This is a genomic window from Candidatus Njordibacter sp. Uisw_056 (assembly GCF_047730085.1).
Classification (GTDB): Bacteria; Pseudomonadota; Gammaproteobacteria; order Pseudomonadales; family Balneatricaceae; genus Njordibacter.
The window spans coordinates 2,910,879-2,933,194 of sequence record NZ_CP159830.1 but is presented as its reverse complement, the minus strand read 5'-3'; the positions used below and the strand labels follow the sequence as shown (position 1 = coordinate 2,933,194).

Annotated in this window: 21 protein-coding genes; 7 read left to right on the top strand and 14 right to left on the bottom strand. The window is 45.3% G+C overall.

Annotated features, from left to right (window positions below; genetic code table 11):
- Positions 1 to 51: 51 nt before the first annotated feature.
- The 5 genes from ABXT60_RS13960 to ABXT60_RS13940 all read right to left on the bottom strand — a co-directional run bounded on the left by ABXT60_RS13960 (position 52) and on the right by ABXT60_RS13940 (position 6,706).
- A complete protein-coding gene (locus tag ABXT60_RS13960) occupies positions 52 to 1,428 on the bottom strand; it encodes a TRAP transporter large permease (protein ID WP_443630701.1) in 1,377 nt (458 codons plus the stop codon).
- Between the two features lie 3 nt (positions 1,429 to 1,431).
- A complete protein-coding gene (locus tag ABXT60_RS13955; protein WP_443630700.1) occupies positions 1,432 to 2,157 on the bottom strand; it encodes a TRAP transporter small permease in 726 nt (241 codons plus the stop codon).
- A 98-nt stretch (positions 2,158 to 2,255) separates the two neighbouring features.
- Positions 2,256 to 3,269, bottom strand: a complete 1,014-nt coding sequence (locus ABXT60_RS13950) for a DctP family TRAP transporter solute-binding subunit (protein ID WP_443630699.1) — start codon at positions 3,267 to 3,269, stop codon at positions 2,256 to 2,258.
- A 224-nt stretch (positions 3,270 to 3,493) separates the two neighbouring features.
- Positions 3,494 to 4,840, bottom strand: a complete 1,347-nt coding sequence (locus ABXT60_RS13945; RefSeq protein WP_443630698.1) for a sigma-54-dependent transcriptional regulator — start codon at positions 4,838 to 4,840, stop codon at positions 3,494 to 3,496.
- Positions 4,841 to 4,873: 33 nt separating this feature from the next.
- Positions 4,874 to 6,706 carry a sensor histidine kinase gene (locus ABXT60_RS13940; protein ID WP_443630697.1) on the bottom strand — a complete coding sequence of 611 codons (1,833 nt, stop codon included), beginning with the start codon at positions 6,704 to 6,706 and terminating at the stop codon, positions 4,874 to 4,876.
- A 226-nt stretch (positions 6,707 to 6,932) separates the two neighbouring features.
- Between ABXT60_RS13940 and ABXT60_RS13935 the strand changes: the two genes are divergently transcribed.
- A complete protein-coding gene (locus tag ABXT60_RS13935; RefSeq protein ID WP_443630696.1) occupies positions 6,933 to 8,246 on the top strand; it encodes an ammonium transporter in 1,314 nt (437 codons plus the stop codon).
- Positions 8,247 to 8,313: 67 nt separating this feature from the next.
- Positions 8,314 to 8,484 carry a hypothetical protein gene (locus ABXT60_RS13930; RefSeq protein WP_443630695.1) on the top strand — a complete coding sequence of 57 codons (171 nt, stop codon included), beginning with the start codon at positions 8,314 to 8,316 and terminating at the stop codon, positions 8,482 to 8,484.
- An 82-nt stretch (positions 8,485 to 8,566) separates the two neighbouring features.
- On the opposite strand, the gene ABXT60_RS13925 is transcribed toward ABXT60_RS13930, so the two are convergent.
- Positions 8,567 to 9,544 (bottom strand): malate dehydrogenase, encoded by a 978-nt coding sequence (locus ABXT60_RS13925; protein ID WP_443630694.1) that lies wholly within the window; start codon positions 9,542 to 9,544, stop codon positions 8,567 to 8,569.
- A 189-nt stretch (positions 9,545 to 9,733) separates the two neighbouring features.
- Here ABXT60_RS13925 and ABXT60_RS13920 point away from each other — a divergent pair, with 189 nt between their 5' ends.
- Entirely contained in the window at positions 9,734 to 10,630 is an 897-nt protein-coding gene (locus ABXT60_RS13920; protein ID WP_443630693.1) for a fumarylacetoacetate hydrolase family protein, read from the top strand.
- Between the two features lie 8 nt (positions 10,631 to 10,638).
- Here the strand turns inward: ABXT60_RS13920 and ABXT60_RS13915 are convergent, their stop codons facing one another.
- The 3 genes from ABXT60_RS13915 to ABXT60_RS13905 form a co-directional block, all read right to left on the bottom strand.
- On the bottom strand, positions 10,639 to 11,991 hold the full coding sequence (locus ABXT60_RS13915) for an NAD(P)-binding domain-containing protein (RefSeq protein WP_443630692.1): 1,353 nt from the start codon (positions 11,989 to 11,991) through the stop codon (positions 10,639 to 10,641).
- Positions 11,992 to 12,176: 185 nt separating this feature from the next.
- On the bottom strand, positions 12,177 to 12,779 hold the full coding sequence (locus tag ABXT60_RS13910) for a response regulator transcription factor (RefSeq protein WP_443630691.1): 603 nt from the start codon (positions 12,777 to 12,779) through the stop codon (positions 12,177 to 12,179).
- Complete coding sequence (locus tag ABXT60_RS13905; RefSeq protein WP_443630690.1) at positions 12,776 to 13,924, bottom strand: ATP-binding protein; 1,149 nt, start codon at positions 13,922 to 13,924, stop codon at positions 12,776 to 12,778. The genes ABXT60_RS13910 and ABXT60_RS13905 overlap by 4 nt, the downstream gene beginning before the upstream one ends.
- A 66-nt stretch (positions 13,925 to 13,990) precedes the next feature.
- On the opposite strand from ABXT60_RS13905, the gene radC reads away from it, so the two are divergent.
- The 3 genes from radC to rpmG all read left to right on the top strand — a co-directional run bounded on the left by radC (position 13,991) and on the right by rpmG (position 15,243).
- Positions 13,991 to 14,665 (top strand): RadC family protein, encoded by a 675-nt coding sequence (radC, locus tag ABXT60_RS13900; protein ID WP_443630689.1) that lies wholly within the window; start codon positions 13,991 to 13,993, stop codon positions 14,663 to 14,665.
- A 174-nt stretch (positions 14,666 to 14,839) separates the two neighbouring features.
- On the top strand, positions 14,840 to 15,076 hold the full coding sequence (rpmB, locus tag ABXT60_RS13895; protein WP_046485740.1) for a 50S ribosomal protein L28: 237 nt from the start codon (positions 14,840 to 14,842) through the stop codon (positions 15,074 to 15,076).
- Between the two features lie 11 nt (positions 15,077 to 15,087).
- A complete protein-coding gene (rpmG, locus tag ABXT60_RS13890; RefSeq protein WP_046485738.1) occupies positions 15,088 to 15,243 on the top strand; it encodes a 50S ribosomal protein L33 in 156 nt (51 codons plus the stop codon).
- Positions 15,244 to 15,336: 93 nt separating this feature from the next.
- Here rpmG and ABXT60_RS13885 read toward each other — a convergent pair whose 3' ends face one another.
- From ABXT60_RS13885 to ABXT60_RS13870, 4 genes are all read right to left on the bottom strand, one after another.
- A complete protein-coding gene (locus ABXT60_RS13885) occupies positions 15,337 to 15,891 on the bottom strand; it encodes a GNAT family N-acetyltransferase (protein WP_443630688.1) in 555 nt (184 codons plus the stop codon).
- Between the two features lie 52 nt (positions 15,892 to 15,943).
- A complete protein-coding gene (gene radA, locus ABXT60_RS13880; protein ID WP_443630687.1) occupies positions 15,944 to 17,347 on the bottom strand; it encodes a DNA repair protein RadA in 1,404 nt (467 codons plus the stop codon).
- A gap of 21 nt (positions 17,348 to 17,368) precedes the next feature.
- Positions 17,369 to 18,385, bottom strand: a complete 1,017-nt coding sequence (gene hemB, locus ABXT60_RS13875; RefSeq protein WP_443630686.1) for a porphobilinogen synthase — start codon at positions 18,383 to 18,385, stop codon at positions 17,369 to 17,371.
- An 89-nt stretch (positions 18,386 to 18,474) separates the two neighbouring features.
- The gene (locus ABXT60_RS13870; protein WP_443630685.1) at positions 18,475 to 20,412 is read right to left on the bottom strand and encodes an ABC-F family ATP-binding cassette domain-containing protein; all 1,938 of its coding nucleotides are present in this window, start codon (positions 20,410 to 20,412) and stop codon (positions 18,475 to 18,477) included.
- Positions 20,413 to 20,577: 165 nt separating this feature from the next.
- Between ABXT60_RS13870 and ABXT60_RS13865 the strand changes: the two genes are divergently transcribed.
- Entirely contained in the window at positions 20,578 to 21,252 is a 675-nt protein-coding gene (locus tag ABXT60_RS13865) for an FKBP-type peptidyl-prolyl cis-trans isomerase (RefSeq protein WP_046485730.1), read from the top strand.
- A gap of 300 nt (positions 21,253 to 21,552) precedes the next feature.
- On the opposite strand, the gene ABXT60_RS13860 is transcribed toward ABXT60_RS13865, so the two are convergent.
- Entirely contained in the window at positions 21,553 to 22,179 is a 627-nt protein-coding gene (locus ABXT60_RS13860; RefSeq protein WP_443630684.1) for a urate hydroxylase PuuD, read from the bottom strand.
- Positions 22,180 to 22,316 lie beyond the last annotated feature (137 nt).

Here is a 22,316-nt window from a genome sequence, read left to right as displayed (position 1 = left end):
AGAAATGAAATCCTTGGTACCTAGCCTAATGGTTAATTGAGTATCAACGGTTTAGCGAGTGATAATCTCTGGACCCATAAAATAGGTGGGTAAGAACGTCGACAAGGCAGGGATGTAAGTTACCATAATCAAGAATATAAACAAGATTCCAAGCCATGGTGTGGCAGCCTTCACGACCCGCATCACAGACATTCCCGCCACCCCTGATGTTACAAATAGATTAAGGCCTACGGGAGGGGTAATCATGCCAATTTCCATATTCACCACCATAATAATGCCAAGGTGAATAGGGTCTATGCCTAATTCTATGGCAATGGGGAATACCAACGGAGCCACAATCACTATGAGGCCTGACGGCTCCATAAATTGACCACCAATCAATAAGATCAAATTCACCATAACTAAGAACATAATCGGGCCTAAGCCTGCTGCTAACATCGCAGTAGCAATAGTTTGTGGAATTTGTTCGTCTGTTAGTACGTGTTTTAGGATTAAGGCATTGGCAATAATGAACAATAATGTGACAGACAAGCGGCCAGCATTGTAGAGAGTTTCGCGTGTATCCGCATGAAACCATGCGGTAAAAAGCGCCTGAGGATTCTTTCTAAGTGATAACGGATTTTTACCTTCTGCTGTTTTTAGTGGGCCCATATCACGATAAATAAAAACCGACACAATAAAGGCATACACAGACGCCACCGCCGCGGCCTCTGTAGGGGTAAAGTAACCGCCATAAATACCCCCTAAAATGATAACTACTAAAAATAAGCCCCAGCTGGCTGCTCTTGCTGCACTAAATACTTCGGCCCATCCGGCCCACTGACCCTTAGGCATACCTTTATAGCGAGCGTAAAAATAGATGCTTATCATGAGCATGGTGCCGGCCAATAGGCCTGGAATGACACCCGCCAAGAACATACGCCCTACAGAAACGTCTGTGGCGGCGGCATATACCACCATGACTATGGACGGTGGTATTAAGATCCCTAAAGTACCAGCATTACAAATGACACCTGCAGCAAAATCTTTGCTATAACCCACCTTTGTCATAGCCGCAATGACAATAGAACCGATGGCAACCACAGTGGCAGGAGATGAGCCTGACAGGGCCGCAAACATCATGCAGGCAAAGACTCCAGCGATAGCTAAACCGCCATGGAAATGGCCTACACAGGCGATGGATAAGCGAATGATACGTTTAGCCACCCCCCCAGTAGACATAAAGCTAGACGCTAGAATGAAAAATGGAATGGCAAGTAAGGTGTAATGGCCTTCAAAGGCTGAAAATAGGGTTTGCGCAACAGACGCTAAAGAACTGTCTGAATAAACCAATAAAAACAAAATAGAGCTCAACCCTAGGGACACAGCAATTGGCACGCCCACTAAGAGTAATAAAATCACCAATACAAATAAATATAAGGCTTCCATGCGTTAATCCTTGTCTGCTTGTGCTGCAGCCTGATCAACTAGGTCTTCAGCTTCGTGGCTTGCAATAATCATGTTAGCTTTGCCTCTTACTATGTCACTGGCAACGCGAAGGTAACGCCACAACAACATTGTTATGCCAAGTGGGAGTGCAAAATAGGGGATAAAACGTGGAATTTTTTCGTATTCTTCGCCATCATTGAACCAGTCACTTAAAAACTGACCCCAGTTGGGCATCACAATGTCGTTGACTTCATAATAGCCTTGGCTCAAGTAACGCGCTTTGAACCCTTCTGGAATGATACGTCCTTCTGTAGGGGGCAAGTTTGCAAAGGGAGCCCAGTAGTCCCAGCTGCCTTTAAGTAGCAACAAGGTATAGAGAATGCATGCACTTATGGCAAATAAGGTCGCCACTTTTCGCCAAGTGGGAGACATGTAGTTAAGTGCTACATCGACGCCTAATTGGGCATTGATCCGCACCATATAAGCGGTGCCAACAATGCCTAGCCAAGCAAAAAGGAATACGGTGGTTTCTAATGATTGTAATCCGAAGGTAGATAAAGGTTCGGCCCAAGGTTCAAACCAATCACTGCGCCAAAAGTCCATTTCTTGTAACTTGCGAATCACCACATTGGTGAAGGTGATCATGGTCATTAGCCCTAACAAGAGGGCAATAAAATTACGCTCAATACGGTCACCTAGGTTGATTTTTAGCAATGGTTGCGCATTCATAATGTCACCTTAAGGCCATTAATACGGGGTCTAACAACAAATTAAAAAAATCAGGGCCCTAAAAATTAGGGCCCTGATTTTAGTGGATTACTATAGAATTAGTACTGAGCGTTGATGGCTTGCGCCGCATCAATATTTTCTTGGCCCACGTCATCTTTAAACTCATCCCACACAGGTAGCATGGCCGCTTTCCATTGGGCGCGCTGCTCATCTGTTAATACGTGAATGGTCTTGCCTGTAGCTAAAATAGCTTCTTTGTTAGCTTCGTTTACTGCAAACGATTGAGCGTTACGTGAAACAGTCACCTCACGTAAAATAGTCTCTAACTGATTACGGATGTCATTAGGTAAACCATCCCAAAATTCTGTAGATGTGACTACCATGTAATCTAAAATGCCATGGTTTGACTCTGTTACGCTATCTTGGACTTCGAAGAATTTTTTACCATAAATATTAGAGTAAGTATTTTCTTGACCCTGAATCGTGCCAGATTGTAACCCTTGATACACTTCACTAAAGGCCATTTTTTGAGGTACAGCATCAAGGGCCTTAAACTGAGCAACAAGTACATCTGATGCCATTACGCGAAACTTCATGCCAGCAGCATCAGAAGGCGTTAGTAGGGGTTCAGTAGCTGATAGCTGCTTCAAACCGTTGTGCCAAAACTCAAGTCCTAAAATCCCACGCTTCACCATGGCTGATTTCATTTCCTGGCCAGTTTCTGATGATTGAAATGCATCAATGGCGTCCATATTTTTAAACATAAAAGGCAAGTCAAACAAACGATATTGCTTGGTGTACTTTTCAAATTTTGACAAAGATGGCGCCGCCATTTGAACGTCACCCAATAACATGGCTTCTAGAACTTTTCCGTCACCATATAAAGTTGAATTAGGATAGACCTCCATACAAACCTTGCCGTCCATTTCACTATTAACACGCTCTGCTAAGGCGGTTGCCGCGATTCCCTTAGGGTGCTTGTCGGTATTAGTTACATGGCTAAACTTAATGACGATTTCGCCATCTTGACACACTTCACTAGCCTGGGCTGGAGCGGACACAAGAGCGACTGCCATGGTGCTTGCCAAAGCAGTTTTTAGAAAAAATTTCATAATGAACCTCGTTATTACAATTATTAGTGATTCTGTAGTTAGACTACTGATCTCTTAACTGCAACTCTTGTGCCAAATATTAACCATTTGATACGTATGGCTATATTTTTTAATATTGATCAATAGTGTAGTGCAATCTATACATTAATTTAGGCGAGTGTGTAGATATCTACACACTTATTTAGGCTCCCGCAAGTGGTGAACTAGGTAACATTCAATAGCTCCTAATCATCCATAAACCGGTGACGATCAAGGCCATACTTGGCTAGCTTGTCATACAAAGTTTTGCGGGCAATGCCTAAGCCTTGGTAGGTGCGTTTAATTGAGCCTTGGGCTTGGGACAGCGCTTCTTCAATGAGCCGCTTTTCATAGTGCTCCAAACGATTAGGCAGGCTGCTGCGGCTGCTGTCAGATTGCCAGTTAGCTAAGGAGCGCTGATCAATAAGTGTGTCTGTTAGCACAAAACGCTCGGCCACATTAATAAGCTCACGCACATTTCCAGGCCAACCATGTTGCATCAAGGTATCAATCACGTGCAAGGACAAGTCAGGAGCGACAATGTTAAAACGGCTACTAGCCTGGCTAACAAAGTAGCGAAACAGTAGCACAATGTCTTGGTCCCGTTGGCGTAATGGCGGCAAGTGCAGCTCAACTACGTTAAGGCGATAGTATAGATCTTCCCTAAAAGCACCTTGTTCAGATAGCTGTTTGAGGTCACTTTTAGTGGCCGCAATGACCCTTATATCAATATTAATAGATTGGTTTGAGCCTAGCCGCTCTATTTGGCGCTCTTGTAATACACGTAATATTTTTACCGCCAATGATAAGGGAATACTTTCCACTTCGTCTAAAAAAATGGTGCCCTGGTGTGCGTACTCAAATTTACCAATGCGGGCTTTTTTTGCGTCAGTAAAAGCGCCTGCTTCGTAGCCAAACAACTCTGCCTCCATCATTGACTCGGGCAATGCTGCACAGTTGATTGCCACAAAGGGGCCTTTATTTCGGTCGCTTTGTTCATGCAGGCTCCTCGCTGCTAATTCTTTACCAGTGCCTGTTTCACCACAAATAAGCGTATTAACATCTGCTTTAGCCAGGCGGGTAATTTTTTCTTTAAGGCCATTAATGGCAGTTGAGTGGCCTATAATTTTTTCCTTGTACTGAGCTGCAATAGTATCTTTTAGTTGTCGGTTTTCACTAACCAGCTGCCGCTTATCTAGCCCGCGTCTAACGACTTCTAATAAATGCTCGCGACGGAATGGTTTTTCTATAAAATCATAAGCACCGCTGCGGATAGCACTAAGAGCCATTTGTACATCGCCATGGCCAGTGATTAATATGACCGGCAAGTCTGAATCTAATGTTTGTAGTGCTGCTAATAACTCAAAGCCGTCCATTTTGGGCATACGAATATCGCAAATGACGATGCCCTGCCAGCTCCGGTCAAGAGTTTTTAAAGCATCTTCTGCGCTGGCAAAGGCAACAGCCGCATAATCTGCTAGGTGCAGCATTTCAACCAATGCATTGCGGATATCTTGATGGTCGTCGATTACACAGATAGTGGGTAGGTTCATGTATTTTCTCTAGTGGCCATCATGTAGTGATGCCTAATGTCTATTTCGGGCCTGCAATTGGATAGCGAATACTGCACCCTCAGTCGAATTTTCAGCACTAAGTTCGCCGCCCATAGTTTTTATAATACTGTACGAAATTGTGAGACCTAAACCTAATCCCACGCCCACATCTTTGGTGCTAAAAAATGGATCAAATAAGTGATGTAAGTGCTCACTATCAATTCCAGATCCTGTATCAGTGACATAAATGGTGGCTTTTTTTAATTTATTGGGTGAGCTTCTTTGAAAGTATATCCTAATAAGCTTGCGAGGACTTTTGTGCATAGCGTCCAAGGCATTGGTTAATAGGTTAATAAATACTTGTTCCAGCCTCACGTCATTGGCCATCACTTGTATGCAGGACATGTCTTCCAAAATAGTTTCAACCCTTTCGTGACTGATACGAGGTAAAAGCAAAGATAAAGCATTGTCCAGGGCAGTTTGAGGGCACACCCATTCAGTTTTATCATCAGTTTTGCGGCCAAATGTTTTTAAATGAGCCGTAATGAGGCCCATTTTGTGGGCTAAATTTTTTATCTGTAAAAGTTTTTCCTGTGCTTTTTCTGGTTGTGATCTTGCCAACCACTGTTCTGCGTTGTCTGCAGAGGCCATGATCGCAGTTAATGGCTGGTTGATCTCATGGGTGACGCTGGTGGCTAACTGGCCAAGCGCTGCAAGCTTAGCTGAGTGAATAAGTTCTTGCTGGGTTTGCTTGAGTTCTTGGTTGCTTTGTTGCAGGGCTTTTGTGCGCTCAGCGACACGGTATTCGAGTTGATCCTTAGCTTGTTGTAGGCGGTTTTGATTAACTTCTCGACGGTTTAAAGTCTCCAAAAGTTGAAGGCGACGCTGAGTGACCACGTAAGCTAAACTGAGTAGCAAAGCCCACAATAATGATGAAATGGCTACACCTTGAAACACACTCTTTTTTGCGGCTACAAGATCACCTTGGCCATAAATGGTCCAGTTTAACTCTGGCATCCGCTTGGTAACTTCTAACACTCGCTTAAAGCCAGCCTTTGGTAAGCTTATAATTTGGCCATAAGGGGTATTTTTATGCACCTGTGTTTGTAAGAGAGGAAAAGAAACCATTGGGTATTTGCTGCTTGCGCGAATGGCCTGTTTTTGTATGTCCGTCAGTGGAGAGCGAGTAAGGAATAGCCAGCTAGGTATGCTTGATGCGATTACTACGCCATATTCGTCGGTAATTAGCATCGGTGTGGCTTTATTGAGCCAGGTACGCTCCAGGCGCGCCATATTTACTTTTACTACAATAACGCCAACCACTTCACCGGTTTCAGGTTCAAATAAAGGTTCGCTAAAATAGTATCCCCGTATGCCTGCATATAGGCCTAAAGTAAAAAAACCACCGGACCCACCAGCCTTAGCTGAACTGTAAAAGGGACTATTCTCATAACGATTACCAACATTATCTAGGTTGGTTGAGTCAACTGTAGTGCCAGTAGAATTCATGACAAACACTTCATCGGCATTGGTAGCTTGGCGAATATGTTGCAGATGTTGGTTAGGCAGGCTACTTGCAGTTGCTAAGTTGGGGTTAGATACTTGAGCTACGAGGCTGGCGTCAAGCATGAGTACTTTGGGGATGAATCGGTATTTTTCGAGTTCACTATTGAGGCTTTCAGCAAACAGTGACAAGTCGTCGTACACCTTTTGGTGCAGGTCTTTATGGGCTTGTTCATCTAAAGTTATCCAACTAATCCACAGCCAACTTGGTAGCGTCACTAAAAGGGCTGCTAAGTACATAAACTTTACATTTCTTTGCAACCAACTTGGTTTTCTGTAAATGATGTCGTTTTTGTCTACCATAGTAAATTAGGTTCTAAGCCCTTTAAATAGTCGATTACAGCTGTTTTTGCCTGCCATCAATGAAAAAAAATGTGGCGGTTTTGTATTTGACGCCTGCATAACTTCATGGTTAATATGATGGATGTTAGATAAGAGTATATCGTTTGTGTCGATATACTTATATCTCTCATCGCATGATTAATGCGCTAGTGACCTTAAAATAACAACAAAAAAGTGGAGGGAGACAATGACTCCTGAAGAAATGCAGGCAGCAATTGAGGCGTTACAGGGTTTAAGTAACACTAACCTCGAAATATTTTATTATTGGTGTACCGCCATAATGATCTTAATCCATGCGGGCTTTCTCATGTACGAGATGGGCGCTTCACGAGTAAAACATTCGTTGGCTTCTGGTACTAAAAACATTCTCGCATTTGCGTTTATGATTCCTACGTTTTATATGTTTGGCTGGTTAATCTACTTGTCTATGTGGCAGGGCTTTACCTACGACCCTGTTTGGGGCGAATTTGGCTTACCTATGTCAGCTATTATGGGACCTAACATGGCAGACCAAGCCACAGGTGTATTCTGGGGTGCGTTTACTCTGTTTGCCTGTACTACGGCTTCCATCTTGTCAGGTGCGGTTATTGAACGTATCCGTATGGCATCCTTCGTTGTACTAGCAGTTATCTTGGGTTCTGTAGTTTGGAACTTGGCAGCGTCTTGGGGCTGGCATCCAGCCGGTTGGTTGGTAACTGAATATGGTTATCACGATGCTGTGGCTTCTGGTGTGGTACATACAATCTCTGGCTTCTTTGCTTTAGGTGTGTTGATCAACCTTGGCCCACGTATTGGTAAGTTCAATGCAGATGGCAGTGCTAACGTCATCCGTGGGCATAGCTTACCTATGACCATTACCGGTTTGATGTTGATCGTTGTAGGTTTCTTCGGCTTCATCGGCGCATGTGTGCTGTATAACTACGGTGTAGGCGGTGGCTGGACAAACATCTACGGTGGTCCCACCACTCTTTCTGCATACCTCTTTAACACCTTAATGGCTGTTGCTGGTGGTATTATCGGTTGTTACGCCTGTACCCGTGATCCTTTCTGGATGATGTCTGGTGCTTTGTGTGGTGTTATCTCCGCTGCAGCTGGTCTTGACTTATGGTACCCACCATTGGCATTTGCAATTGCCTTCGCTGGAGGTTACTTAGGGCCTTGGGCTGCTAAGCAATTGGAAAAAATGGGCATCGACGATGCTGTTGGCGCTGTATCTGTGCACGGTGTGTGTGGTGTCTGGGGCTTATTGGCTGTTGGTATCTTCCTAGGCGGTTACCCAGGCTTTAGCTCTTGGGACGGCTTTGAAATTCCACCGATCAACATGACAGGCCAAGTTATTGGCGCTGCAGTAATGATCGCCACAGGCTTTATCCCGGGTTATGTTTTATCTTGGATCTTCAACAAGTTGGGTGTACTTCGTGCTGGTGACGGCGTCCAACGTGACGGTATGGATAACGAGTTGGAAGGCGTTGCCTATCCAGAAGAGATTCGTTCTCAATAAAGTAAGTTGTGCAAGCTAAGCCTATTCAGGTTTAGCTTGTATCCATTAAGAATAAGAGGATATACCTATGTTTAATTCATCACCAATTACCAGCTGGGAAGGTGCAGAAGCCATCTTCAGTTATGCTGACAGCCCTATGGGTATGGCGGTATGCTTTTGGATAATGACGGCGATGCTTATCATTCCGCTTGTTGTGTCTTATAACGCGGAAGAGAGAGCTGAGATTGCTCATCAGTAAATAACGATCAGTACCATGGTCTAAAATAAAGGCCTAAAAAAACCGCCCTTTGGCGGTTTTTTTGTTTTAGCCAAATGCTAAATCAGACTAAATGAGAAATAGCATCGCGCTCTTCTTCTAGCTCTTGGCGAGTCTTATCGATGTAAGTTTGGCTTGCAGCATCAATTGATAGGCCTTGAACAATGCTGTATTCACCGTTCTGGCAAGTGACAGGGAAAGAGAACATTAAATCCTTTGGGATGCCGTAGCTTCCGTCACTGGGGATGCCCATGCTGGTCCAATCACCATTTTCTGTGCCGGCAGCCCAGATACGCATGTGGTCAATTGCTGCGTTGGCTGCAGAGGCTGCGGAAGACGCACCACGGGCTTTAATGATAGACGCTCCCCGTTGAGCGATTACTGGAATAAAGTCTGTGTCGATCCAGTTTTGATCCACTAGGTCTGTTGCTGCCTGGCCCTTCACTGTGGCATTAGTTACGTCGGCGTACATAGTGGCTGAATGGTTGCCCCAGATGCATAGGTTCTTCACGTCACTTACGCCAGCATTAGTTTGGTTAGCAAGTTGGGTAAGGGCGCGGTTGTGGTCTAAACGAGTCATGGCTGTAAACTGCAATGGGTTTAGATCTGGCGCGCTCTTCATGGCAATATAAGCATTGGTGTTGGCAGGGTTGCCAACAACAAGCACTTTAACGTTGCTGTTAGCGTTGTCGTTGATTGCCTTACCTTGGGCGGTAAAGATGTTTGCGTTAGCTTCTAGCAAGTCTTTACGTTCCATACCTGGGCCACGTGGACGAGCGCCAACAAGTAAACAATAATGAGCATCATTAAAGGCCACTGCCGCGTCATCGGTAGGCGTGATAGAGTTCACTAACGGGAAGGCGCAGTCTTCAATTTCCATAACCACGCCATTGAGTGCGCCAAGGGCTGGGGTAATTTCCAATAACTTTAGGTTTATTGGCTGATCGCTACCTAACATTTCGCCTTTGGCGATACGAAAGATAAGGGAATAAGAAATCTGGCCGGCGGCACCGGTGATAACAACGTTAACTGGGCTCTTCATTAGATACTCCGAAGCGTGGACCTTTTGATTGACTGCTCAGTGACAGGTAAAAGGTATTGAAATAGACCACAATGTCGCATTAATGCGGCTTTGGGTCTTAAATGAAGCGGCATTATACCTAACATTGTTTAACTTCGGTATGCGACAAAGGGCTATTTAACTGATACAGATTATTAAGGAGTAATTTACATGCATTATGTCACTACCAAACGCGGCCGTTTAGGTGCTGTTATCCAGGGCTGCTTAATCGATATTGATGCGGCCAGCAGCGCTTTAGGTTTAGCGGTTCTGTGCCCCGACATATGGTCTTTGCTGGATAGCCCCAAAAACGTGCAGGATGAGTTTGAAAAACTGGCTAATATGGCTTATGTAGAGAATGTTGCCTGTGTTACTTACATGCCAGAATTGGTGGGTTCACCGCTACCGCAGTTGCGCCGTAACGTATTTTGTATTGGCAAAAACTATGCTGACCATGCGTTAGAAATTGCTGATAAAATGGGAATTAGCGCCGATCTACCAAAATATCCTATAGTATTCAGTAAGGCAACAAATACGCTTATTGGGCCACTTGATACCATACCCCTTCATGAGGGTGTGACAGGCAAGATAGATTATGAGGGGGAGCTAGCCCTGGTAATTGGCAAGGCTGGGATCAATATTTCTAAACAGGATGCGTGGAGTCACATTTTTGGGTTTAGCTGTTATAACGATGTGTCTGCTAGAGATTTACAAAAACGCCATAATCAATGGCACCTTGGTAAATGTTTAGATGGTTTTGGCCCCATGGGCCCCGCAATTACACCTACTTACGGTAAGCCATTAAGTGAGGATACGCGCCTTACCTGTAAAGTGAACGGCGAACTAAGACAAGATGCTACTTTGGCACAAATGATTTTTGATATCCCTACGCTAATAGCAACATTATCGGCAGGTATTACCCTGGAAGTGGGTGATGTGATTGCCACAGGAACCCCTGCTGGGGTGGGCATGGGATTTAACCCCATGCGTTTTTTAGCCCCTGGTGATGAGGTGGAAGTGGCCATCGACGGCACACTCCCCCTGATTAATAGGCTAGCGTTAGCCTAGCATTAAGCCTAGTTCTCGCCCTTGCCCAAATAGCATTCTAGAGAGTCATCCAGTGCATCCACCCATGGGGTGTGATGAGGCGGCGCAATTTTACCACTCAGTGCGGACTTATAACCGTGGTTACGGAAGGTCATGATGCCTAGTTTCTTGTGCTTTTTCCATTGATAGAAGGCTTGGTTACAGTCTTCTAAGTCGATGGCTGGATAGTCAGTTTTAGCCATTAACTCCATGGTGTAGCGACCTTGAAAAGCAATGGCTGCATAGTCGTCGGCACAGGCGTCTTCTTCGGCCCGCCAATTATTAATGTCTTGCTGCATTTCTGGCTGTGTTGGTAAACCCACGCGCCCCATAACAACATCCCTTGCATACCAAGCTTGAGCGTCAAACATGTTAAAGGTGTACCACTGATCCTGCATGCCAAGATAAAGCAGCTTAGGGTTATGTTGCCATACCACGCCATTGTAAAGATCTACTGGATACAGGCGGTTATTAGTTTTGAGTTTGAGAGACTCTTCCATAAATGGGAAGTGGTGAATGTAACCCGTGCATAGGATTATGGCATCAACTTGCTTTTGTGTACCATCAATAAAGTAGGCTGTACTTTCATCCACTCGCTCCAAGGCCGGGACTTCCTGCCAGTTGTCTGGCCAGTCGTAACCCATGGGGGCTGTACGATGGGCCACGGTAATGGTTTTGGCGCCATACTTCCAGCACTGAGAGCCAATGTCTTCTGCTGAATAAGAGGTACCTAGAATCAACACGTCTTTATCTTTAAACTCTAATGCGTCACGGAAGTCGTGAGCGTGCATAATGCGGCCGCTAAAGTGATTGAAACCAGGGTATTCAGGCACATGGGGTGTGGAAAAGTGGCCGCTAGAGACAATAACGTAGTCAAATTCTTCTTGATACTGCTTATTTTTAGGCAAATCTTCTGCAGTAACAGTGAAGGTGTCTGAGCTATCGTTATAAGAAACATTACGAATAACGTTAGAAAAACGGATGTACTTGCGTACGTCAGCCTTTGCAACACGACCTTCGATGTAGTCAAACAACACCGCACGTGGAGGGAATGAGGCAATCTCTCGGCCAAAGTGTTCGTCAAAAGAGTAGTCAGCAAACTCTAACCCTTCCTTAGGGCCGTTAGACCAAAGGTAGCGGTACATGCTGCCATGAACAGGTTCGCCATACTGGTCTACCCCTGTGCGCCAGGTGTAATTCCACAATCCACCCCAATTATCCTGTTTTTCAAAACACACGATTTCTGGAACTTCTGCACCCTTAGCTTGGGCAGACTGGAAAGCTCGTAATTGGGCTAAGCCGCTCGGCCCCGCGCCAATAATAGCAACACGTTTTTTACTCATGACACACCTCGTTAATTAATCTATGGCAAGTTCTCACTCATGTAATACCAGCCTAGACGAAATAATCGCCGTTGCATATTGTGGGAAACCCGTAGTTTAGATGCTGTTTAAAATTACTCATGTTCTTCAGCATAGTGAGAACTGGAACAGCGCCAAAGTAGGGGTTTGATGACAGTTAACGGCGACTACTCAGTAATTTTGAGATAGCTTTTCACAAGCTCTGGCAGGGTTTTTGCCTCTAGTTTCAACATTACGCTAGCGCGATGTACTTCAACTGTTCGTTCACTAATACTAAGATCAGACGCAATTACTTTATTGGCAAGGCCGTCTACAACGAGTGCTGCAATCTGTTGTTCTCTTTTTGTGAGGCTATTGAGTTGGGTTTGGTGTTCAAGCGTTTGCTGACGCCGTTGGCTATTGGCTTCATCAGTGGCAAAAGCTTCTTCCACCTTGAGTAATAACTGCTGTTCATTTACTGGCTTCCGCAAGTAATCCAGTGCGCCATTGCGCATGGCTTCAACCGCCATAGGCACAGTGCCATGGCCAGTAATGAATATCAGCGGTAGTTGACAGCCCATTTCGTTGAGATGTGCCTGTAGCTCTAAGCCATCCATACCGGGCATGCGAATGTCTGCAATAATGCAACCGCTTAAGTCTGCAGTGAATTGTTGTATAAACTGCATAGCGTCTTCAAAACAAACACTGTTATAGCTATGGCAGGACAACCACAAGCTTATGGAATCTCGCACGGCAGGATCGTCATCAACAATGAAGACAGACTGGTTCATGCTTGTGCCTTTGGAGCAATGGTTAAATTAAAGAAAAATTCTGCCCCACTTGGCACTAAATTACGGTAATTCAAACGACCACCATGGGCTTCAATAATGGCCTTACCAATGGTTAGGCCTAAGCCCATACCTGCAGTTTTACCCGTGTGTTTATTCGAAGCAAAGGCTAAAAACAACTTATCAGCCATGCTGTCTTCGATGCCAGTGCCTTGATCGGTTACTTTTATCCATAGCTGCTGCTGATCAATGACTGCCCGCAGCTCTATGGCGCTGCCAGAGGTACATTGATTGGTTTGCATAGCCTGCATGCCATTACGTAATAGGTTCAAAATAACCTGTTGAATTTGAATCGGGTCGCAAGAGACTAAAGGTAAATTTTGGGGAATTTTTAAGTCAATAGTAAAGTGCCTTACTTGAGCTTCAATTTCGGCTAAGTCTTTAATCTCCTTCAATAAATCTGTTGTGTTTACCTGATCTTGCTGGTGACTGGATTGGTAGCTCATGGCCTGCATGCGCTCAATCACTGCGCCAGCACGGTGGGATTGTTGAGCCACCTTATCCATGACATCCATTAGCTTATCTTGTTGGCCCTGCTGAGCTAACAGTTTTGCTGACTTACTGTACATGGCGATGGCTGTTAGTGGTTGGTTAAGTTCATGGGCAATAGCGGCAGTCATTTCACCAAGAGTATTGAGGCGCTCTACGTGCGCTAGTTGTTCGCGCTGTTCATTCACCATGCGCTCTGCATGGCGCAGGCTGGTAATATCAGTGATAAAGCCTTCAATAATTGCCGTGCCATCATCGAGCCTGCCCACTACTCGCCCCCTTTCCCATACCCACTTATGGGGGCCAGAGCGCGGCACTATGCGGTATTCAATTTCAAACGGGCGATTAAAATCGGCTGCGGCACGCACTTGCCTGTCTACCTCAGCTACATCATGTCGGTGAGTAAAATCGCCCCACAAAATAGACTGAGACTCTAACTCTTGGCTGCTATAACCACATAAGGCTTCGCAACCTTCGCTGACAAAACTCATGGGCCAATGGGGTAGATTAAGGCATCGATAGGCCATGCCAGGCAAGTTTTTAAATAACGTCTGTAAACCGTCATTAGCGTTGTCGTGGGTGTCTGTAAGTTGGGTCATGGTGGCGAATTAGAGTTCGGCTGCTATGCTTTAATCTTAACCTAATAGATTAGGAGCATGGATGCAATGGCGATTTCACATTGGCCTATGGCAGAAAGACCACGGGAGCGAATACTAAACCCTGGCCCTAAATATCTCACAGATGCAGAGCTGGTGGCTATTTTTTTACGCACAGGCAGTGCGGGGTTATCAGCAGTAGATGTGGCGCGCCAGTTACTATCTCGTTTTGGGGGGCTGCATGAGGTATTAGCTGCAAATGTAGGTGATTTCTGTTTGCAAAAAGGTGTGGGACCAGCAAAATATGCACAGTTACAAGCGGTCAGGGAATTAGGTTTAAGGCTTCAAAAAGCGCAGCTTAAAAAAAGTGTAGACTTAGGCACTAGCAATAAAGTGGGTACTTACTTACAGTGTGAGATAGGCCAGTATAGTAGAGAAGTTTTTTGTGTTTTATTACTCGACAACCAAAACCGTTTAATCGAGTGCGTGGAATTGTTTCAAGGTACAATAAATAGCGCTAATGTTTATCCCCGTGAAGTGGTTAAGTTAGCTTTAGCTAAGAATGCAGCTGCGGTAATACTAGCCCACAATCATCCCTCTGGTGTAGCGGAGCCTAGTGCCAGTGATAAGCTCATTACTCAGGCGCTGGTGGATGCGCTTGCACTGGTTGATATCGGCATCTTGGACCATTTTGTAGTAGCCCGCGCTGAATGGGTGTCATTTGCGGACAGAGGGATGATGTGAAACCCCACGATCCTTGCCAATTCTTTGCTAATCTGCTAAAGTCCGGCCTCCATATTTCCACCCCCAGAATTCAGGTGGTCATGTGGCTGGTACGGATAATGGCCCGCTGGAGGGCTGCTCCGCCTGAGAGCTAAGCACAATGTTTAGTTCAATACTAAATTTGAGGAAGTTAAAATGTCCAGAGTATGTATGATTACCGGAAAGCGCCCTGTCGCTGGTAACAATGTGTCTCACGCAAAAAACAAAACACGTCGTCGTTTTTTACCAAACTTGCATTGGCATCGTTTTTGGGTAGAAAGCGAAAACAAATTCGTTCGCCTTCGGATATCGTCTAAAGGTATGCGTATTGTTGACAAGAAAGGTATTGATTCCGTTCTAGTTGATGTCCGTGCCAACGGCACCAAGGTTTAAGGAGAAGACTAATGCGCGATAAGATTAAGCTGGTTTCCAGCGCTGGTACTGGTCACTTCTACACCACTACTAAGAACAAGCGTACCATGCCTGACAAAATGGAAATGATGAAGTACGATCCACGAGTCCGTAAGCATGTGATGTACAAAGAAGCTAAAATCAAGTAATTGCTTTTGCTTTATAAAACCGGCCTCTAGCAATAGATGCCGGTTTTTTTATTTAGGCTATGCTTCAGTGACGCAGGTGTTATGGAACTAAGGCTAATAACTTGGGTTTATCAAGGCGGTGAGTATGTGGTCTTCCCACACACCTGCAATATTTAAGTAAGATTTGGCATAGCCTTCCTTTTCAAACCCAAGCTGCTCCAACAAAGCTGCACTGCGCTTGTTAGCAACAGTATACGTAGCCATAACCCGGTGGATGTTAAACTGGTTAAACATATACTCTAAACACGGCGGCATGAACTCTTGCATCATCCCCTGGCCTTGGTGCTGGGCATCAATGGAATACCCTACAAAGCAGGCTTGCAATGGGCCACGAACAATTTGAGAAAAATCAATACTAGCGATCATGTACCGGCTCTGCTGGCAAAAAACACCTAACTTAACTTGTTTATCAGCGTGAAACTCACCCTCTGCTTCCAAGATTCGGTTAAGCATGGTTTGGTGCTGATAGAAATCGCTTCCACGCTTAGGTTCCCAGGGCGACAAATGAGTGCGGTTACGCAAATAGTAATTCGCCAGCTCGCCACTGTCTGCAGCATTAATGAGACGGATATGCCCGCTAGGGGTGATAATGTTTGGCTTAACAGGCATGAGGCAGGCCCTTTTATTATTATTGTGATGTTATGACACAGGAGGTCATAGGCTATAAGGCCTCTAGCGCTTCTTGCAGTGTTCTCACACCAATAATTTCCATAGCCCCCAAGCCATCGCCATTTTTTGCACTTGGTGCATTGGCTTTAGGCACATTTGCAATAGGCACAATGGCTCGCTTAAAGCCGTGTTTAGCGGCTTCTCGAATACGTTCTTGGCCACTAGGTACGGGGCGAATTTCACCAGAAAGTCCAACTTCACCAAACACCACTAAGGTTTGATCTAGCGCTCTATCTCTTAGGCTAGAAACAATAGCTAACAACATAGCTAAGTCAGCCCCAGTTTCAGACACTCTTACGCCGCCTACAACGTTAACAAACACATCTTGATCACCCGTGTGTAAACCCCCATGACGATGCAAAACGGCTAGCAACATGGTGAGGCGGTTCTGGTCTAAGCCAATGGCTACCCTGCGAGGGTTGTTCATACTGCTATCATCAACGAGTGCTTGTAGCTCAACTAACAGTGGCCTTGTGCCTTCCCATATTACCATCACCAAACTGCCTGCAGCACTGGTATCACTGCGAGAAAGAAAGATAGAGCTCGGGTTTTTAACTTCTTTTAGACCGTTTTCCATCATCGCAAAAACACCCAGTTCATTCACTGCACCGAAGCGGTTCTTATGGCTCCTAAGAGTACGATAGCGGCTATCGTTATCTCCTTCTAGTTGCAATGAGCAATCGATCATGTGTTCCAGCACTTTAGGGCCAGCTAAGCTGCCATCTTTAGTGACGTGACCCACCAATAACAATATTGCGTCAGACTGTTTTGCATAACGAGTAAGCGCCGCTGCACATTCTCTTACTTGGGACACGCTACCAGGAGCAGAGGTAATGTCAGCTAGTTGCACCACTTGTATGGAATCAACCACAATAAGCTTAGGCTGCAGTAGAGTGCAGGTGGATAAAATCGACTCGACGTCTGTTTCGGTGAGCATCTTTAAATTACTAGTGGGTAATTCTAGGCGCTGAGCCCTTAAGGCAACCTGCTGTAAGGACTCCTCTCCAGTAACGTATAAGGCTGGCATCTGTTGGGCTAAACTGCACATGAGCTGCAATAATAAAGTACTTTTGCCAGCCCCAGGGTGCCCACCTATAAGGATAGCAGAGCCTGGAACTAAGCCACCACCAAGTACGCGATCTAGTTCACCAATGCCAGTACTTAATCGAGGCATGCTAGCCACATCTACGTCACTTAGGTCCTGTAATTGGGAGGTGACCCCAGCGTAACCTTTAGCAGCATTTACCCGTGTGCTTGCACTGACGTGACCACCAGCAGGCGCTAAACGAATCTCTTGAAGGGTATTCCAAGCACTGCAGTCGGTGCATTGGCCCTGCCATTTGCTGTAGTCAGAGCCACATTCATTACACACATACGCTGTTTTGGCTTTGGCCATGTCGCTGTCTCGAGGTTATCATCATGAATAAGATTGAAGAAGTATAGCTGCATCTTTGGCAAAATAGGTGAGGATGCCATCTGCACCAGCACGTTTAAAGCCTAATAACGACTCCATCATAACGCTGTCTTTATCCAACCAGCCGTTTTGGAAGGCCGCCATATGCATGGCGTACTCACCACTGACTTGATAGGCAAATGTAGGCACTTGCAGTTCACGTTTAACGCGGCTGACGATGTCTAGGTATGGCATTCCAGGCTTTACCATGACCATGTCAGCACCTTCGCTAAGGTCCATTGCAACTTCGTGCAGGGCTTCGCCACTATTGGCGGGGTCCATTTGGTAGCCAAACTTATTACCCTTGCCTAAGTTGCCTGCAGAGCCGACAGCATCACGAAAGGGCCCATAATAGGCGGAGGCATACTTTGCAGCATAAGCCATAATCCGCGTATTTGGGTAGTTTGCTGCTTCTAAAGCATTACGAATAGAGCCAATGCGGCCATCCATCATATCAGAGGGCGCTACTACGTCTGCGCCTGCTTCTGCGTGAGATAAGGCTTGCCGAATAAGGATATCTACAGTGATGTCATTAAGCACGTAGCCATCATCGTTAATAATTCCATCTTGGCCGTGTGTGGTAAATGGATCTAGCGCCACATCGGTAATGACGCCCAGTTCTGGGCAGGCATTTTTTACTGCCTTTACCGCGCGTTGAGCTAAGCCATCTGCGTTATAAGCCTCTTCTGCCATCATAGATTTAGCTGATAAAGGGGTGACAGGAAATAGTGCAATAGCAGGAATTCCCAATGCCACAAGCTCTTTCGCTTCAGCGACGAGAAGATCTATGCTCAAACGTTCTACACCAGGCATGGACGCAACGGCTTGGCGCTGATTGTGACCTTCAATAATAAACATGGGATAAATCAAGTCATCAGTAGTCAGGTGGTTTTCACGCATTAAACGGCGGGAAAAGTCACTGGATCGCATCCGTCGCATGCGGCTTTTAGGAAACTGACGTTGGCTAGGTTGAAAGCTCATAGTTGCGCCTCTAGTGTTAAGTTTTCTAGGTCTCATTACCTGAGGTATTTAATTGCGTATCTGGTCCGCAAAGGCTCAGTGTTCTGCTGCTAAGATACCATAGACTCAAGTTCATCATTTTTTTCAAGCCAAAGCTCTTCGTTATGTTCATGTTGCTGGCTGGCATGGGCTTGTTGTGTTAATAAATCTTTTAGTTTGGCCTTATTTTCCATTTCGTACAAGCTAGGTTGGGCAAGCTCTATTTCTAGTTGGTCTAATTTAGCTTGCCATGCATCAATGTCTTTTTCGTGTTTGGCGATCGCTTTTTTTAATGGGCTTAATTGTTTACGTTTTTCTGCTTGCAGGCGTTTTTGTTCCTTGCGCTCTGCAGGTGTTAACGGTTCAGATTCACAGTGGACAGCTTTGCTTGGGTTTAAGCGCATAGTCTCTTGTCTTTGTTTCATCTTAGCCTGTGCTTGGGCTTGAGCCAAAGCTTGAACTTGTGCTTGGTAATCCTGCAGGTCACCCTCAAATTCTTTCACTTTACCATCAGCTACTAACCAATAGTTGTCTACTACTTGGCGCAGTAGGTGGCGGTCGTGAGAAATAACCACGATAGCGCCTTGATAGGCTTGCAGCGCCATAGTCAACGCATGGCGTGCCTCTAAATCTAAGTGGTTTGTGGGCTCATCTAGCAACAGTAAGTTAGGTTTTTGAATGGCAATCATGGCTAAGGCTAAGCGTACTTTTTCACCACCTGAAAAGTGTTTTACTGGTTCAAATATACGCTCACCTTGCCAGCCAAAACCGCCTAAAAAATTACGCAGATCTTGTTCACTCGCCGTGGGTTTTAGTCGCTGTAGATGTAATAACCCATTGGCCTCCATGTCTAATGCTTCCAACTGGTGTTGGGCAAAGTAACCTATTTTAAGGTGTTCGCCAGGCACAACTTGGCCTGATAAAGGCGCGATATCTCCAACCAACGTTTTGATTAAGCTTGATTTGCCAGCCCCATTAGGGCCTAGCAACGCATAGCGCGAATCATGTAATAGTGTAATGTTGGCACTAACAATGGGCTTATCATAACCAATGCTCACTTGGTCTAGGTCAATTAAGGTAGAACTGGTTTTGTCAAATTCTGGAAAACGAAAGGTAAAAGGTGAATCAGCATAGGCTGGTGCGATCTTCTCCATACGCTCTAGTGCTTTCATACGGCCTTGTGCTTGTTTGGCCTTGCTGGCTTTTGCTTTAAAGCGCTGGATAAAACTTTCAATGTGAGCAATTTCGGTCTGCTGCTTGGCATACATGACCTGCTGTTGGGCCATACGCTCTGCCTTTTGACGTTCAAACGCAGCGTAGTTGCCCCGGTAGGAGGTTAGTTGCTTTCGATCTAAGTGGACAATCACCTGCACTACTTGGTCTAAAAAATCGCGGTCGTGGGAGACCAAGAACAAAGTGCCTGGGTATTTTTGTAACCACGATTCGAGCCACATAGTGGCATCAAGGTCTAAGTGGTTAGTGGGTTCGTCTAATAATAATAAATCTGACGGGCACATAAGCGCCTGAGCCAGATTTAAGCGCACACGCCAACCTCCCGAAAAGCTGCCCACAGGCTGGCTCCAATCCTGTTCTGGAAAACCTAAACCTTGCAACAATTGCTGCGCACGGTTGACAGCGCTATAACCACCCACGTGGTCATAATCCGCATAAACGTGGCTCAGGGCGGCTTCATCATGTTTAGTTTCGGCCACAGTAATGGCAGCCTCGGCGGCTCTTAAGGCCTGATCCCCATCCAGCACATGGTCTAAAGTAGATCTATTAACATCACCTATTTCTTGCGCCATGTGGGCCATGCGCATTGCAGGTGGCCACGTGAGTTGGCCTGCATCAAGCTGAAGTTGGCCGAGTAACAACTTAAATAAGGTGGTTTTACCAGCGCCATTGCGGCCAATTAAACCATACCTTTGGCCAGAATTTAGAGTCAAGTTGGCCCCCTCAATAAGAGGCTGACCACCGCGTTGTAGTGTGATTTTGTCAAATTTAATCATGGCCGCGGATGATACCACAGGCTTAGCTCGCTATAAGCCTAAACCCAAACAAACAAATGTAATCAAATGTAAACAAGTAAAAATATTTTTGCTTCGGGTTTGACTCTTATATATCCTATGCAACGCGCTGAATGATAACGTTTAGCACTATTACTAAGGAATACTATGAAAACTTTAATTAGCCGCTTGGCTGTTACTAGCGCTATTGGCCTTGCTGCTACACCTGCTGCTGCCGAAATCGACCTAAACAATGCAGAACAAAAAGTAAGCTATAGCCTAGGTACTTTGGTTGCTGGCCAACTTGCTAACGACTTTGATAATCTTAATCTTGAAGCTTTCGTAGAAGGCTTTAATGCCGCTTACCTTGGTCAAAAGACGTTGGTAAACGAGCAGCAAGCAGTCACTGCGGTGCAGGAGTATCAGCGTAAAATGGCATCATCGAAATTTGAAGGGGCATTAAATAATAGTGAAGCCTACCTAGCTGAGAATGCTCAACAAGAAGGTGTTGAAGTCACTAAAACTGGCTTACAGTATCAAGTGTTGTCTGAAGGCGAAGGTGCGATGCCGGTTGCTACAGACACTGTAACTGTGCATTACCATGGTACCACTATGGATGGGCGTGTATTTGACAGTTCTGTAGACCGTGGTGAGCCTGCACAATTCCCATTAAACGGCGTGATAGCAGGTTGGACAGAAGGTGTTCAGTTAATGCGTGTTGGGTCTAAGTTTAAGTTCTTTATCCACCCAGACTTAGCTTACGGCACTCAAGGTGCTGGGCAGATGATTGGGCCAAATGACGCGCTAATTTTTGAAGTTGAATTAATAAAAATAGGCCAGTAAGGCTAAAACACCTTGTCGAACAGCATGAACCGCTCAAATAATGGCAAAAATAGGTAAAACTCAGAATTTTTCCTATATTTATTAAAACATCATGGGCGTATGTTAGAGCCTCAAGGAACGTTGTTAGTTTAATAGCTTGCTATTTAGGCTAACAAGGAAGGACATGGAGTCTACAGGATGTACTCGTGCCTAGGATGGGCACTTCAAATTTGGTGATATTGTTAATGACACGTTGATATTATGACCATTAAAAAACCCCAGCACGCTGGGGTTTTTTATGCCTGCTATTTAGCTTTGTGGTTATACGAAGTTAAATACCAATACCATTACAGCCGTTAGACCTAAAGAAGCGTGAATTACACCCTTAACAGTAGTCAGTGGGCCCTGCTTGCCAAACATAGCGTTAGCTTGAAGAGCCGCAATAATAACTAGCATAACGATCATTGAGTTACTCATGCTAAACGCGTTGTAGCCCATGCCACCAGAAGGATGGCCAGATGCCAGCATACAGAATGTCATAGGCGCTGAGTAGAGCACGTTGTGGCGTGAAGCCAGCAATGCTTTAGCACCCGCTGCAGGTGCATCGCCTTCAACCATGCCTAGAGCAATTTTCTGGTTAGGCCAGATAATGGTCCACACGTTTAAAAACATCAATGTGCCAAAGATAACACCAACAACAATGTAGTTATTTAGTGCTGCCCCAAGGTAGCCAAGTAGCACTATGCCGGTAATGAACGTACCCATGGCGCCCCAACGGAACCACCACAAAGCACTTGGAGCTAGCTTAGCTTTAGCGTCTGCTAGGCCTTCAGGGCTGGCCTGTTTAAAATAGCCGCCCTGAACAAAGTTGAAGTAGTACAGCATACCGATCCAGGTAATACCGAATAAAACGTGTGACCATCGGAATAAAAATCCTAATAAATCCATAGTACGCCTCTCATTTAAGTTATTGTGTTTAAGATAATGGTTCTAAAAAGGCTTTCGAAGCACTTTAGACCCAAAGGGTGATGGCCGCTATTGTACAGTTAATATAACGGCCTGTTCTAGTTTTTTGCGACAAAAAA